This is a genomic window from Streptomyces sp. NPDC031670 (genome assembly GCF_055580545.1).
In genome coordinates this window covers 20,575-34,427 of record NZ_JBVILC010000013.1, presented here as the reverse complement: position 1 = coordinate 34,427, position 13,853 = coordinate 20,575, and the positions used below count along the sequence as shown (strand labels likewise).

The 13,853-nt window shown below is 68.9% G+C and carries 13 protein-coding genes and 1 pseudogene; 6 read left to right on the top strand and 8 right to left on the bottom strand.

Translation table 11 applies throughout. The features are described from left to right. Nucleotides 1-7 precede the first annotated feature (7 nt). The 5 genes from ACZ5ID_RS23480 (at nt 8) to ACZ5ID_RS23460 (ending at nt 4,258) form a co-directional block, all read left to right on the top strand. On the top strand, nt 8-196 hold the full coding sequence (locus ACZ5ID_RS23480; protein ID WP_468901203.1) for a hypothetical protein: 189 nt from the start codon (nt 8-10) through the stop codon (nt 194-196). Nucleotides 197-958: 762 nt separating this feature from the next. Further along, nucleotides 959-1,780 carry a GNAT family N-acetyltransferase gene (locus ACZ5ID_RS23475; RefSeq protein ID WP_468901201.1) on the top strand — a complete coding sequence of 274 codons (822 nt, stop codon included), beginning with the start codon at nt 959-961 and terminating at the stop codon, nt 1,778-1,780. Between the two features lie 169 nt (nt 1,781-1,949). Beyond that, the gene (locus ACZ5ID_RS23470; protein ID WP_468901199.1) at nt 1,950-2,225 is read left to right on the top strand and encodes a transposase; all 276 of its coding nucleotides are present in this window, start codon (nt 1,950-1,952) and stop codon (nt 2,223-2,225) included. A gap of 237 nt (nt 2,226-2,462) precedes the next feature. Then, nucleotides 2,463-3,374: a MerR family transcriptional regulator gene (locus tag ACZ5ID_RS23465; protein ID WP_468901196.1), complete on the top strand. Its 912-nt coding sequence runs from the start codon at nt 2,463-2,465 to the stop codon at nt 3,372-3,374. Between the two features lie 194 nt (nt 3,375-3,568). Beyond that, nucleotides 3,569-4,258: a hypothetical protein gene (locus tag ACZ5ID_RS23460; RefSeq protein ID WP_468901194.1), complete on the top strand. Its 690-nt coding sequence runs from the start codon at nt 3,569-3,571 to the stop codon at nt 4,256-4,258. 91 nt (nt 4,259-4,349) lie between these two features. Here the strand turns inward: ACZ5ID_RS23460 and ACZ5ID_RS23455 are convergent. Further along, nucleotides 4,350-5,097 (bottom strand): annotated as a pseudogene (locus ACZ5ID_RS23455) (methyltransferase domain-containing protein); the annotation flags it as partial. A 465-nt stretch (nt 5,098-5,562) separates the two neighbouring features. Between ACZ5ID_RS23455 and ACZ5ID_RS23450 the strand changes: the two are divergent. Beyond that, the gene (locus ACZ5ID_RS23450) at nt 5,563-5,973 is read left to right on the top strand and encodes a peptidase inhibitor family I36 protein (RefSeq protein WP_468901701.1); all 411 of its coding nucleotides are present in this window, start codon (nt 5,563-5,565) and stop codon (nt 5,971-5,973) included. A 127-nt stretch (nt 5,974-6,100) separates the two neighbouring features. Here ACZ5ID_RS23450 and ACZ5ID_RS23445 read toward each other — a convergent pair whose 3' ends face one another. The 7 genes from ACZ5ID_RS23445 to ACZ5ID_RS23415 all read right to left on the bottom strand — a co-directional run bounded on the left by ACZ5ID_RS23445 (nt 6,101) and on the right by ACZ5ID_RS23415 (nt 13,048). Next, complete coding sequence (locus ACZ5ID_RS23445) at nt 6,101-6,301, bottom strand: hypothetical protein (RefSeq protein ID WP_468901191.1); 201 nt, start codon at nt 6,299-6,301, stop codon at nt 6,101-6,103. Nucleotides 6,302-6,320: 19 nt separating this feature from the next. Continuing rightward, complete coding sequence (locus tag ACZ5ID_RS23440; RefSeq protein WP_468901188.1) at nt 6,321-7,442, bottom strand: sensor histidine kinase; 1,122 nt, start codon at nt 7,440-7,442, stop codon at nt 6,321-6,323. Next, the gene (locus tag ACZ5ID_RS23435; RefSeq protein ID WP_468901185.1) at nt 7,439-8,071 is read right to left on the bottom strand and encodes a LuxR C-terminal-related transcriptional regulator; all 633 of its coding nucleotides are present in this window, start codon (nt 8,069-8,071) and stop codon (nt 7,439-7,441) included. Before ACZ5ID_RS23435 ends, ACZ5ID_RS23440 begins: the two co-directional genes overlap by 4 nt. A gap of 5 nt (nt 8,072-8,076) precedes the next feature. Further along, nucleotides 8,077-9,864, bottom strand: a complete 1,788-nt coding sequence (locus ACZ5ID_RS23430) for an ABC transporter ATP-binding protein (RefSeq protein WP_468901182.1) — start codon at nt 9,862-9,864, stop codon at nt 8,077-8,079. 615 nt (nt 9,865-10,479) lie between these two features. Then, nucleotides 10,480-10,716, bottom strand: a complete 237-nt coding sequence (locus ACZ5ID_RS23425; RefSeq protein ID WP_468901178.1) for a hypothetical protein — start codon at nt 10,714-10,716, stop codon at nt 10,480-10,482. A gap of 138 nt (nt 10,717-10,854) precedes the next feature. After that, on the bottom strand, nt 10,855-12,579 hold the full coding sequence (locus tag ACZ5ID_RS23420; RefSeq protein ID WP_468901175.1) for a caspase family protein: 1,725 nt from the start codon (nt 12,577-12,579) through the stop codon (nt 10,855-10,857). Nucleotides 12,580-12,604: 25 nt separating this feature from the next. Then, complete coding sequence (locus ACZ5ID_RS23415) at nt 12,605-13,048, bottom strand: effector-associated constant component EACC1 (RefSeq protein WP_468901172.1); 444 nt, start codon at nt 13,046-13,048, stop codon at nt 12,605-12,607. Between the last annotated feature and the right edge of the window lie 805 nt (nt 13,049-13,853).

The window sequence follows — 13,853 nt, the reverse complement described above, 5'->3', positions numbered from 1 at the left end:
GGCCGACGTGAGCACAGATGCGGTCCAGGCCGTCGCCCGCGTGTGGGCGCTGTGGAACCTGATCGTCAGGGCGACCGCCGAGCGCGCCTTCGGCGATCTATTGGGTTGGCTTCTGCACAGCGGCGCCTCCACGTCAACGGGCTGGGGCGCGCCCAGTAGCCGCCCGGCTGAAGAGGCGCCGAAGGCGACGCGCTGACGTCGTCGACGACCTCTAGCCGTCCGGTGTGGCCGACCCTTTCGGTGACGGAGCAGGACGCGGCGCGGCTGGGAAAGAGGTCGACGGGGCGAGCCGTCATCTGCCCGGGGCGGGCGGGGACCGCGAGACTCTGCAGCCATAGGCGGCCCGGAGCCACCCGCTACTGCCCGTCAGTGCCGCTCGGGCGGTTGCGACGCCTCAGTCGCCGTCGCGGCCGAACCGGACCTGGCCGACGGTGTCAGGTGGGGTGTGCATGCGGGGTCCTCCTGTGTTGGATGACGTGGGTGTCGCGGTGTGATGGCCGCGACCGATTCTCCGGCTCCCCGCTCGGCCCCATCAACGCAAAGATCTGCAACCTCCGATAACCCGGGCTTATGGAAAGGCCTGACTGCTGTCGCGAGCGCGTGATGTCGCAGCAGATCCCTTCAAACCGGCTGGTGCTGCCGGAGCGCTGCGCCTCCGCCGCCGTAACGTCTGCGGTGCGGATCCTCCCGGGCTGAGCTGCAGCCGGGATCGGGCAACCGGTGATCTGCGCGTCTGCTTACCCGGCTGCGGTTGGAGGCGCTGCGCCAGTTCGAGGGATGACGATGAGCAGTACGCCGGCGGGCACGGCCCCAACGACCGCGCGTGGTTGGTGAGGCAGACCGGCGCGTGCCCCGACGGCGGCCATGTTGAAGCTGGCGGTCACCTGAGGGGAATGGAGGGTTCGTACAGTCGGGAAAAGGGGATGCGCCGGAGCCCGGCGCCGTACGACGATCGAGTATGACCTGGTATCTCACGGACGACGTCGAAGCCTTCCGGGTGGCCGCGCACCCGTTCCTCGCTGCTGACCCGGCACGCAACACGGTGCTGCTCACCCTCTCCGAGAGTGCGCGTGACGGGCACTGGCCGGGTGCGCGGTTCGGCTGGTGGACCGGTACGGGCCCGGCGGTGGGTGGTGCGTACGTCCAGACGCCGGGAATGCCTGCGGTGCTGGGCACGATGCCGGACGGGGCGGCCCGGGAGCTCGCCGGGGCGCTGCGCGGCGGGGTGCTCGTCGGGGTGAACGGCGCCACCGCCACCGCCCTGGCCTTCGGCGAGGCGTGGGGCCGGTATCGGGTGAACCGGGAGGAGCGGCTGTTCCAACTCGCCGAACTCGCTGACCCGGCACCGGTCCTGGGCCGCGCCCGTCTGGCGACCGAGGCGGATCTGCCGCTGGTTACCGCGTGGATGACCGCGTTCCTCGACGAGGTGGCGCTGCCGCCCGGCCTGGGCGCGGCGGCGGCAGCGGCGAGGCGCACGGCGGCCGGGCAACTCGTGCTGTGGGAAACGGAAGAGGGCCCGGTGTCGCTGGCTGCTGCCTCCGGGGTGCTGGCGGGCCAGTCACGTATCGGTCCGGTCTACACCCCGCCCGCGCTGCGAGGCCGCGGCTTCGCGGCGGTCGCCACGGTGGCCGCGACCCGGCTGGCCCTGGGGTGGGGCGCGGCGCAGGTGGTGCTGTTCACGGACCTGGCCAACCCCACGAGCAACGCGCTGTACCAGAGGCTGGGTTACCGGCGGATCCAGGACCACCTGGTGCTGGACTTCACGGGCGGAGGCGACTGACGCGGTACTCCCACTTGGTGCGCCGGTCGCGTGCAGCCCAGTTGGCCATGCCCGGACCGTTGACCCGGGCGCCGCGCAGCACACCCATCCCGCCCACCGGTGGTGCCCCGACGGGAAGGCCTCGGCACGCTCGGCGTCGCCATGCTTGCGGCGAGGTGACGATCAAGATGTGGGGCGAGGGGACCTTTCTGATGAGCAGTGGTCGGTGCTGGAGTCGTTGCTGCCTGCGGTGGGCACAAGTCGCAGGTGGCCTGGCTGTCGGCGGCTGGTAAACGGTGTGCGGTGGCAGGTTCGGACCGGAGTTCCTTGGCGGGACCTGCCGTTCGAGTACGGACCGTGGCAGACGGTGTATGGACTGTTCCGGAGATGGCAGCGTCGGGGTGTGTGGGCCCGGCTGTTGACGTTGTTGCTGGCGAGGGCTGATGCGGCCGGGCTGATCTTGTGAAGGTCAAGCCGACTCCACCATCTGCGGCTCAGGTCGCGGCGATTCATCAGTGGCTGTGAACCCTCAGTCTGCCGTCGTGCGGATGCCCCAGCAGGAAAGGACGGGCCTGCGGTCATTACGGAGGAACAGCGCGTTCGTGGCATTGGCGCGGGGCGGTGTGTAGGGGGTTGCACCTTCCGTAGCGGCATGTGGTCCGGTGGACTTACGTCCCGGTCCCTTGAGGAAAGGTCCTTGCTCATGCATTCGCCGTTCATGCCACCTCGCCACGTCAAGATCGGTGACGCGGCGGCCTTCGCCGGCACCACGCCGCGGGCGATTCGCCATTACCACGAGATCGGCCTGCTTCCCGAGCCTGAGCGGGGCGGCGATGACCGCCGCCGCTACGGGTACGAGGACATGATCCGCCTGCTGTGGATTCGCAAGATGGCCGACGCCGGGATCGCCCTGGACGACATCCGTGACGCCTTTACCACCGGCACGGCTCCCGCCGGTGCGGACAGCGGAGACGGTATCGCGGGCATCCTGGAGCGGCTGGAGGAAACCCTCGCCGAGCAGGAGGCGGAATTGCGGCGGCAGCGGACCGCCGTGCAGCGGATGCGCACCGAAGGCAGCCGGATGGGCCTGCTCTCTGACTTCGTCACCGAACGCCTCAAGAGCCTGCCTGAGGGCTCCCTGCGTCAGGCGGACCTGGACAGCCTGCTGGTCACTGAGCGGATCTACGGCCCGCTCGGCGCGGCCATCCAGGCCACCCGCTTCGTCGCCCTGGCCACGCATCCCACTCTGCGCAAGGATTCCGACCGCATCGATGACGCCGAGGAGGCACTCGATGACAGCGTCGCCGTCGATGATCCACGGGTGGCTCAAGTGGCCGTCGAGCGGCACGCCTTCGAAAGCGCCCTGCAGTCCGTCATCGAGGAGTCCGGCCTGGGGAAGGACGACGACGCCCTCTTCGACGCCTGGGACACTTTGCACCCTGCTACCGCCGATGACGGCGAGGACGAGGCTGACCTCAGCTCCGGCAGGCGGGAGGCTGACTCCATGAGCGTGCTCGAAGCCACCGGCAAGATGCCCTACGACTTCTCCCCAGCCCGCCTGCGCTGCATGGAACTGGCCGAAGAACTATCCGCCCAAGAGCCACCCGCTACTTAAACACCGCCTAGCGCCGCGATCACATCGATCATTTCTTTTCCCAAGACAGCACGGACTCCCTGGAGCGGGCCGGTGGTGACCGGCGGCAGGTTGCGGTGCCTTCGCTTCGCTCAGGCACCGTCGCCCCTGGTTCAGGGCTCGCTCTCGACACGAACGGCCATCGGTAGATGATCACTGCTGGATATGGTGAGGCCATGTCACGTGTACACGTCATCCTCGCCACTGCCTTGCTCGGTATGACCGCGCTCACCGCCTGCTCATCCAGCAGCGACAACTCGGGCTCTGCCGCGAACGCGCACGACAGCAGCAAGCCGTCAGCGTCCTCTCCCATGCCGAAGCCGATCACGAAGGATCTCCCTCAGGCGGCGCTCACGCAAGCCCTACTGGGCAACGGCGAGACGCTCCCGGGATGGTCCCTGCACGGCAGTAAGCAGGTGATGGAGGGCCAGTACTGCAACACCAACGATGCAAAGGCCGCACCGCAGGGGTGGGTCCGCAGCAGCGACGCCTCCTACGAGTACAACGGGTCCACGAGGAACATGACAGACGTGGACATCTGCCTGTTCGATACCGCCGAGAATGCCCACCGCGCCTACCTGGCGGTGAAGGGCAAGGAGACGAAGAAGGAGCAGGCCCCCAAGCCGGCCGTCGGAGATGAGAGCACGCTCGTCCTCAACCCTGGGGCCGCAAGCGACTCCGTTTACGCGTACAGCCGGTCTGGCAGGGTCAACATCCGTGTCCGGATGGACGGTGGCACTGGCGGTGACCCGTCCGGGGCGCAGGCCACCCTCTCCGCGACGTTGAAGCGGCTTCAGCAGCTCCAGGACGGCCAGCCCGCCACGGCCCGGGCCACGGACGAGAAGGTCGCCGTTCCCGGCACGTAGCCCAGAGCAGCCGTTGTCGCACTCTGTGACTCAACGGCCTGGAGATGCTGTTGAAGCATTGCTCCGGGCGGACGGGGACGGGCGCGCTGCTTCACTGAACAGCGTCGAGGCGATGCTCCCAACGCAGTTCTGGGTGATTGCCGATCCAGTACGTATGGGACGTGGCCGTGATCCGGAGCTGTACGGCGGCGATGTCGGGGTGCCCCGCGGCCTGCCAGGCGATGAGGGTCCGCTCGACCTGTCCCACAGGGCCACGGGGCCGCCCTGGCGGACGACCCAGCCGTCACTGTCAGCCCTGAAGTGTGCGAAGGACTCGCGCTCGGGGTCGAAGAGGTAGAGCAGTCGGGCGCCGTCGCTTGTGGCAACACGGACGAAGTGTGCGCCGGGAGCGGAAAGCTGCGTGAGGAAGGCGGGTACCCATTCCTCCAGCCCGAGCGGTGACACCTTGGCCTTTCGCTCGATGTCGGCGTACGCGGTACGGGCGGACAGGTCACCCGCCACGGGGGTGACAGCCTGGGCGCGAGCCTGCATGAACGAGGAGCGTCCGATAATTGATCCCTCGGCGGTGCCGTCCTCGCTGACGGTGACCTTCGCGAGGCCGGTTCCCCAGGGCCAGGAGCCAACGGTGCTGAGGATGATCCCGCCGGGCTTCGTCTGCCTGACCCAGGTGTATGGGATGCGGCGGACGGCACAGGTGGCGATCACCCGGTCGTAAGGCGCTCGGCGCGGGTGACCGAGGAGTCCATCGCCGGTCACGGTCCAAGTCGAGTAGCGGCTGTCTCCAGGGCGGCGTCGGCGCGTGCCGCGACCTGTGGGTCGACCTCGATCGTGGTGACGGACACCGCCGTCACGTTCGCCGGCCTGTCCGGAGACAGCGAGACGCAGTACCACGTATGGAACCGCCTGGCGATGGTGGCCGGACAGCGTAAGGACTACGCTTCGCGACGCTCCTGGTCGACACGACGCATCGCCAGGGGGGCCGCTCCGCGCCCTCGCAGATCACTCTAGGTAAGGACGGCTCATCCCCACGGGGGGCATGAGCCACCAGGTGGCCTTTCGTCCGCTGCGACGGGGGAGAGACCCTCGATCCAGCGGTGGGACCAGAGCACAGGGCTTCGACGAGGTCGGCTTCCGCCGGGGTGGGGGAAAGCGGCGAGGTTGATCTCGCGGCTTGGTTGCCGTGTGTCGGTGGCAGGGATGTTCGGTGAAGTCTGTGTCGACCCCGACATGGGGAAGGCATCTTGCTCAAGGGGCGTGCAGACAGCTTCCCGGCACGTAGGGTCACACGGAAGGGCGTGAGCCGGATGAAAAGGATTTCCGGAGCACTTGGCACCGTCATGCTGACCGTTGTCCTATTGCCAGGCGGTACTGCGGCGGCCGTCCAGCAGTCACCCGCCGGACCGGACGCGTGGTCGGACTGTCCGCGTGCCACCTGGTGCATGTGGGACGGGGACAACGCCGTCGGTGACATCTACAGTGACTCCAACGAGCCCAAGTACAACGCAAACCTGACCGAGTATGGATGGAATGACCGGGCCAACTCCGTGGTGAACAATTCCACTCGGAACATCTGCGTCTACTGGGACAAGGACTACGGTGGAAACTACGTGCGCATCGCAGCCGGGGCCAAAGTGAACCTCCCCGTCTCCTGGCGCAACCGGGTGAGCTCGTACCGCCAGCTACCAGCCGGTATCAGCAGTTGCGTCTACGACTGATGTGAGGACATGCGCCTGCCGAAGGCGGCGTGGCGCCGCGCGAGTCCTCTCCGCGAACTCGCCCGTCCCGCGTGGAGTCGCCCGGACACGTAAGGAAACGCCGGGCCGAGCATGTCGCCTTGCTGTCCTACCGGCCGAAACTCAGGCACACGAACAGGATGCCCAGCAGCGTGAAGGCCCCAGTAGCCTCGGTAGCGCGGGTGGACGGACCATGGCCCCAGACGTCCTCGGTGGTGACCGTGTCCAGGAGTGCGCTGATGATCGCGGTCGGCGTGGAGGTGATATCCGTGCTGTGCCACAGGCGGTCGCCCACTGGGTTCCCTGTCAAGTTCAGCATGTTGAAGCGGTCAGTCGGGCCGGGCGGGAGCTCGTAGTTCGATCTTGTAGCCGCCGTCTGGGGTGGGTTCGGCGGTGAGGGTGCCGTCGAGGAGTTCGGCGCGTTCCTTCAGGCCGATGAGGCCGTGGCGGGCGCTGGGGAGGGCGACGGTCGGGCGGGTGGGGGCGGTGTTGGTGACGGTGACGCCGAAGTGGTGTGCGTCGTGCCAGAGGTGGACGTCGGCGCGGGCTCCGGGGGCGTGTTTGCGCACGTTGGTGAGGGCTTCCTGGACCGTGCGGTAGACGGTGCGCTGGGCGGTGGTGCTGATGCCGGGAGGGAGCTCGCCGGTCAGGGTGGTCTCGATGCCGCTGTTGGCGATGAGCTGCCGGAGGTCGGCGAGGGTGGGCTGGGGGGTGAGTTCGGTTGCCTTGCCGCCGGAGGCGCGGAGCAGGGTGACCATGTGGCGGAGTTCGTCGAGGGTGTTCGCGCTCAATGTGCGGATGGTGCGGGCGGCCTCGCGGGCGTCGGCATCCTTCGCGGCCATCTGCAGGGCGTCGGCCTGGACGGCGATCAGACTGACCTGGTGGGAGACGACGTCGTGCATCTCCCGTGCCAGCTGGGCCCGTTCGCGGGCGAGGACGGTCTGGGCGTACAGGGCACGCTCGTGCTCCCGGGCCTCCTTGACCTCGACGAGCCGGCGGGCCACGTCGTGCCTGGCCTGCACGAGCTGGCCGAACAGTACGGGCGCGAAGGCCGTGGCCAGCGTGTAGACGAACTGGACAAGCGTCCATGTCCGGCTGCCGTCGAACGCGTCGGACAACGGCCATAGGAGGGTGGCCGCGGTGGCGTTCAGCAGGGCGCAGCCGGCGAGCAGCGGGCGGTTGCGGGTGGACGCGGCGAGTGTGTACAGGGCGGCGATCGGCGCGACCGCGACGTCCATGAACAGGGTCATGGGCACGGTCAGCAGGAAGACGGGCAGCGGGAAGCGCCTGCGCAGGAGCAGGCCGGCGGAGCCCACTGCGGCGCAGGCCCACATCACGGGGGTGCCCTCGCCCAGGAGGTTGATCCAGGCGTCGAGCACGGCCAGCGCCACGAGCCCGGTGTCGACGGCCCAGAGCGGTACGCGCCGCCACCATGCCCGGCCCGTGCTCATCGTCCGTTGTCCCGTGCCGTGTCGTCGTTGTGGGTGAGCAGTCCGGCGCGCTCGGCGAGGAGTGCTGCCTGGACGCGGCTGGTGACCCGCAGTTTGGTCAGGATCGAGCTGACGTGGTCCTTGACGGTGTCCTGGCTGAGGTGGATGCGGGTGCCGATGTCGGCGTTGGAGAGTCCTTCGGCGATCAGGACGAGGACGTCGCGTTCCCGGTCGCTGAGCAGGCCGACACGCGCGACGTCCGCGTCCTGGGGTGCTCCGGCCCCCGGGTGGCTGCGGAGCAGGGCGCGTGATGCCTTGGGCGACATGACGACGCCGCCCGCGGCCAGGGTGCGGACCAGCTGCGCGAGCTGTTCGGGCTCGGTGTCCTTGAGGAGGAAGCCGGAGGCTCCCGAGCGCAGTGCGGTGAGGATGTATTCGTCGGTGGCTGGCCCTTGGTCACGAGGGCGGACTTGGGACTCCAGGTCAGGTGAGGTGGACAGAGCACGGAGCAGCGAACCGCCTGGTGATGCGGCGCTGACGTCAGCCTCACGGCTTCGTACAGTCCGCCGGTATCCGACGGCTGTGCGGTGCCACTCCGCCACCCAGCAGAGCTGCCCCCGCCATGCCGGCGGGGGCAGCTCTCGGGCCACTCCTCTCACCCGGCGGGGCGCCCCGCCGGGGTCAGGAGCTGGGTCGCGGCGAGCTGTGCGTACAGCTCGTCCTCGGCCACCAGCTCCTCGTGGGTGCCGATCGCGGGGACGGTCCCGGCGTCAATGACGACGATGCGGTCCGCGTCCGTCACCGTGGACAGGCGGTGCGCCACCACCAGGACGGTGGTCTCGCGCGCCGTCTCGGCGATGACGTCCCGCAGCGCCAGTTCGTTGACCGCGTCGAGCTGCGAGGTCGCCTCGTCCAGAAGCAGCAACCGGGGCTTGCGCAGCAGGGCGCGGGCGATCGCGACGCGCTGGCGCTCGCCACCGGAGAGCTTCGAGCCGCGGTGCCCGACCAGGGTGTCCAGGCCGTGCGGGAGACGCTCGACGAGGGTGTCGAGCCTGGTCCGGGCGAGGACGGCGCGGATGTCGTCGTCCGTCGCGCCGGGCGCGCTGAAGACCAGGTTCTCCCGAAGCGTGCCGGCCAGCACCGGAGCGTCCTGCTCGACGTACCCGATGACGGCCCGCAGTTCGGACAGCGGCCACTGCCGTATGTCCCGGCCGTCGACCAGGATGCGTCCGCCGGTCGTCTCGTAGAACCGCTCGATGAGCGAGAAGACCGTCGACTTGCCCGCGCCCGAAGGCCCGACGAAGGCCGTCATCCCGGCACCCGGCACCTCGAAGTTCACCAGCTGGTGGATGTACGGCAGCCCGGGACCGTAGCGGAAGGTCACGTCCTCGAAGCGGACCGACGCCGGACGCACCTCGGTCCGCACCGGCCCGGGTGTGGCCGGCGGCTCCGCCGCCAGGCGGTCCACCTCCTTGATCCGGGAGATGGCAGCCGCGCCCTCCTGGTACGCGGAGGCGGCCTCGACCAGCTTGTACACCGGCTCCATCAGGTAGAACAGGTACAGCAGAAAGGCGATGAGCGTGGAGACCGGGATGTCCCCCGACGCCACCCTCGCTCCGCCGACCGCGAGCACCGCGAGAAACGCCAGTTCGACGGCGAGGTTGTCCGCCGTACCCAGCAGCGCCTCCCACTTCGCGCCGCGCACGCCATGGCGCCACGCCCGCCGGGCCGACGCCTCGACCTGGGCGGTCTCCCGCTCCTCGGCTCCGGACGCCTTCACCGTGCGGAACGCCCCGAAGACCCGCTCCAGGCCGGTGGACATCTCCCCGACTGCGGCCTGGGAGCGCTCGGCGGCCTGCCCGATCTTCGGCAGCACCAGGGCAGCGCCCGCGCCGACGACCGCGACCACACCGAGCGTGACGCCGAGCAGGACGACGTCGAGGAAGGCCATCACCACGACCGCCGCGACCAGCGTCAGCGCCCCGGTCGCGGCGTTGACCACCGCCTGGGTGCTCACGGCCCGCAGCAGCGTGGTGTCGGAGGTGACCCGCGACATCAGATCGTCCGGCTGCATCCGGTCCACAGCCGAGAGCCGCAGCCGCAGCAGCCGGCCGATCAGGCTGCGGCGCGCGGCCAGCACGACCGACTCGGCGGTCCGCTCCAGCACATAGGCGCCGAACGCCTCGGCCACCGTGCTCAACAGCACCAGCACGGTCAGCGACAGCAGGACGGTGGTGAGCGTGCCACCGGACGAGAGTCGGTCGACGAGCGTCTTCGTGGCCAGCGGCTGCAGCAGCCCGCCGACGGACCCTGCCAGCGCCAGCAGCAGACCGAGTACGACGGTCCACCGGTGCGGGCGGACGTACCCGTACAGCGCCTTGAGCGTCTCGCTGAAGCGCAGGGACTCGGCACCCGTCGTCTCCAGAGCGGATGCGGTGTTCACAAAGATTCCTTTCGTACGTGGTCTCCCGCGCAGCGCGTGAGCAGCGGCGGGCATCGGTCCGAACGGGTCGTGGCGTTCGACTCAGGGCGCCAGCTCGACAGCCGTCGCGGCGATCGTGTGCACAACAGCAGCGCGCAGGTCAGGGCTGACGACAGTCAGGCAGAAGCCGCTCGCCACGAGCGCCGTGCCGAGGAACTCTCAGAGCGTGCTTCTGCGCTGCCCAACGGTTCCCCTGCTCCGGCCGGCGGCCGATGGGAAGCGTTGGCCTCCACCTTTTGCGCATGCTCTGTCATGCCACCAGCCTGGAAGCCCATGCCTTCCGTCGGCTATCCGACGACCGTCGGCTGCACCCCCGCCAAGTGGCTGGAACACCCAGCGCACGCAGTCATCGCTGGCGTCCCAAGCTCGCAGCGTCCACGGCGTACAACACCGTGTCCCGGTCCGTCTGTACGATGAGTCGGCCGAGGTCCTCGCCGTTGGTGCCGGTAGCGCACACCGGGGCTGTCGTCGATGTAGGCCGCGAAGTCGCCGCCGTACTCGAGCACGGCCCGCTGCCGCCTCGCGCATCCGAGCGCGTGAGTGGAGCACATTCGCTTGCGTTTCTGGCCCACGGATTCATGTGCACAGTTCACGCGGGGACGGCGGCTGCAGTTGTCTGGGCAGCAAGCGAAGTGTCCCATCTCGTGTGGCCGGTTCCGCCCGCAGCTGCTGGTTCTCCGGTGCGAGCTGGTTGAGCGTGCGAACCAGACCCTCGACGTGGGCGCGTAGCCGGGTGAGTTCCTCGGCGTCCTTGGCCCGCAGTTCCTTGAGCTTGACAACCTGCTTGCGTAGCCGCTTCTCGCTGTCCGGCATCTGTCCACAGGCCCGGACCCTGCCCAGGGGCCAAGGACGCTGTTTTGGCAGGAGGCGGAGGGAACGGGCCGCTTCGGTATCGCCGCGTCCGCTGAGCCGCCCTTCGTTGGTGAGCCGCCACCGTCCCGCCGCGTTCGTCTACTCCTGGCGCGGGGGCTTCTCGGAGGTGGCCGGTGGACGGATCGCCCGGTCGATCTCCGAGCTGTAGCAGTGTTTGACCCGCCCAGTCGGCCAGAGGGTGCCCTGCGGGGTGCGGACAAGCACCCATTGACCGGGGTGGGGCACGCCCATGACCTCTACTGGCAGCGGGGCGCCCGTTGCGGGGGGCGAAGGACGTTTGGCGGTCCCGCTGAAGAAGCCCGACGGCAGCGCCAACCGGTAGTCGTCGGACCACAGGTACGTTCGTTCTTGCGGCGGAACCGTCACGGGCGGCCCGACATCGGGGACGAAGGTGTACGCAGGTTTGACATGTGTGTTCAGCAGCATGCGGCGGACCGGGAGCTCGGGGAGCTTGACGAATCGCTGGAGTTGGAAGCTGACCCAGACAAGGGAGAGGTAGGCGCTCACGAAGAACCCGCTCAGGAGGGCAAGGAAGAACGGGTAGGCGGGTATGTCGTCGGGGACGTGAGGAGTCATCACCCGGACGGTCATGAACACGGACGCGGCGAAGGCCACCAGCGATCCTGCCAGCATCCAGGGCGCGCGCGTGAGCCTGCGGTACTCCCGGTCGTGCGCCTTGAGGACGGTGTGGGTGGCATCGGTCTGGGTCGGCCGCGGAGTGGTCGGCCAATTGCTGGTCGCGCGTGCCTCTTCGTAAGCGTTGAGCTGCTTCGCCGACCAGGTGACCGTACCGGTGCCGTCCGGCAGAGTGAACCGCACGCCACCGCCCACGGGCACCGTACCGGTCAGCCGTGACCGCTTGCGGCGAAACCCGAGCGGTTGGGCAGCGAACCACCACCCCAGGACCTCGCCGCCGCTCGCCGCCGCGAGGAGTGCGTCCCGGTAGACGCTCAACGTTCCCCGGGAGCCGGGCAGCAACACGTGCATGGCTCCGGTGAAGTGGCATTCCATGGCGGGCTGTTGGCTCGGCCCCCGGGCGGGCGTGAACACGGGGCATGTGTCCAGGGCGGCTTCGGGCGGAGATTGCCCAACCGCCTCGACCGCCCACTTGGCCGGCGCCGGTCGCCGCGCCAGAGGGACGTCGCCGGTCACGCCCTCGGTCTTGCAGCACGGTCGCTGCCCGCTACCGCGCAACTGATCGTCCACGTAACGCAAGACCTGGTGGGCTGTGACATAACCGTCGTGCCCCACCGCTCCGTGCCGCAGCGCCGCGACGAGGTGCCCGGTGAACAGACTGGGCTCGCCGTCCCAGGGCGCGTCCTCGGCGGTGCCGCGTCGTTCGCAGCTGCTCATGACGAACCGTCCGCGGCCCGCGAAGGGGACTGCCACGTCAAGCCCCTTTGCGTCGGCCGCCCTGCCGCTGTAGCAGCAGTCCAGGACGACGATGATCGCACGTGCGGGGCAGTGGTCCATCAGATCGGTGACGTAGGAATGGCGCACCACACGCAGCCCAAGTCTCGCGAGCGTCGTGTCCCGAGTGCACAGGAAGAGCTGACCGCGCCCGTCGAGCAGTCCGTGGCCGCTGTAGTAGAGGAGCAACTGTTCCTCGCGCGCGGCCCCTTCGAAGAAGTCGTACATCGCCTCCTCGACCTCCTGGCTGGTGCGGTCTCGTACCTCCGTCACCTGCCAGGGCAGTCCCACCTCGGGATCGGCCAGGGCAGCGCCCAGCTCTCTGAGATCGTTGGATGGGCCGCGCAGCGGCTTCAGCCTCGGTTCGTCCGGGAAGTCGGCGTTGCCGATCAACAGGGCCCGGTACGGTGATGGTGCCTCATCCAACGGAATCGCCGTCCGTCGGCGGGTCGCCCTGCGTCGGCGCAGGTTCTTCCTCCCGTTCGACACCACGGAATCTGGAGCGCAGCCAGTGCTCCACGGATGCCTGCATGGTGGCGTTGTCGCTGTTCTTGGTGGTGACCGTCAACTCGCCCTTCTCGCCCCCTTCGTCCCATCGGAGATGGACAGCGCGGTCGCGGCTGTTCTTGAGCCAGTCGCTGATGACCACCCCGACCACGCCGACGGCCCCCGACACGATCACCAGGACCACCTCTGGCAGCCCGCTGCTCTTCGTGCCTGGCTCACCGGCCGTGTGCCGCGTCTCCAGAGGAACTTCCCTGCCCAGCTCGTCCAGGAGAAGACGTACCTGGGAGAGCCACCTGTCGTCATCGGCATCGAAGCGGTCACTGGTCGCCGTGATACGTACGTGCAGCTTCTTCACCCTGCACCACCCCCCGACGGAGAGGGTACTGACGGCAGTGCGACCGCGGGGCTGTTTCGCGGTCTTGCACCACGATGCCTGCCTCCCACCGCCCAAGCTACGAAGCGGGCGTTCCGGACCCGGTGGGCCCGGTGTACGGCCGAGCGCGGCGCTCACGAGTTCGGCGTGCGACGAGGACGGCCTGGGGTGGCCCGGTGAGGGACTGCTCGCGCCCTGCCGCAATCAACCGCCTCTCCGATGCTTGCGCCTGGCTGGGGGGCATGCGCTGCTGTCCCGGGGGCCCAGCCAGTCGGAAGGCTTCCGCCAGCTCTCCCGTGACAGCAAGGACCTGGCGAAGAACCCCGGGCGGCATCACCCGGTTGAAGCCCACCAGCGTCTGTCCGGCCAGCGCCGCCCGGCCCTGGAAGACGCATAGCGGCGGCTGTGGCACCACTCGCTGAGCTGTCCGCACCCTGTGCGTCCCGCTGGTTTCGCGGGTCTCGTACGGGCTCGGACCCACACCAGAACATCGGGGACATCAGTCGGGGGGGGGCTCCACACCCCGGCGCTCAATCAATCCCCACCGTTGTCCGCGGACAACCGCACTTGTCCGGTGCCCGCCCCGTGCATGACCTGTGCGGATCACCTCCCGGCCACGCGGACAACTCCTCGTACCGGCACTGTCGGACTGCGGACCGCAAACAAAGGGCGGCCTCCAGAAGGATGACGCCCGGTGATCACCGCGCTCAAGGCATGCCCTCTCAAGAGCGGCGATCTTGCCGTGGGACGGGGTTGCCGCCCAGCGCTCCAGTCACACCACCATTCG

What these genes read in the sequence shown, in the direction of transcription:
- ACZ5ID_RS23475 (WP_468901201.1), top strand. Translation starts at nt 959, where the DNA reads ATGACCTGGTATCTCACGGACGACGTCGAAGCCTTCCGGGTGGCCGCG.
- ACZ5ID_RS23465 (WP_468901196.1), top strand. Translation starts at nt 2,463, where the DNA reads ATGCATTCGCCGTTCATGCCACCTCGCCACGTCAAGATCGGTGACGCG.
- ACZ5ID_RS23460 (WP_468901194.1), top strand. Translation starts at nt 3,569, where the DNA reads ATGTCACGTGTACACGTCATCCTCGCCACTGCCTTGCTCGGTATGACC.
- ACZ5ID_RS23450 (WP_468901701.1), top strand. Translation starts at nt 5,563, where the DNA reads ATGAAAAGGATTTCCGGAGCACTTGGCACCGTCATGCTGACCGTTGTC.
- ACZ5ID_RS23440 (WP_468901188.1), bottom strand. Translation starts at nt 7,442, where the DNA reads ATGAGCACGGGCCGGGCATGGTGGCGGCGCGTACCGCTCTGGGCCGTC.
- ACZ5ID_RS23425 (WP_468901178.1), bottom strand. Translation starts at nt 10,716, where the DNA reads ATGCCGGACAGCGAGAAGCGGCTACGCAAGCAGGTTGTCAAGCTCAAG.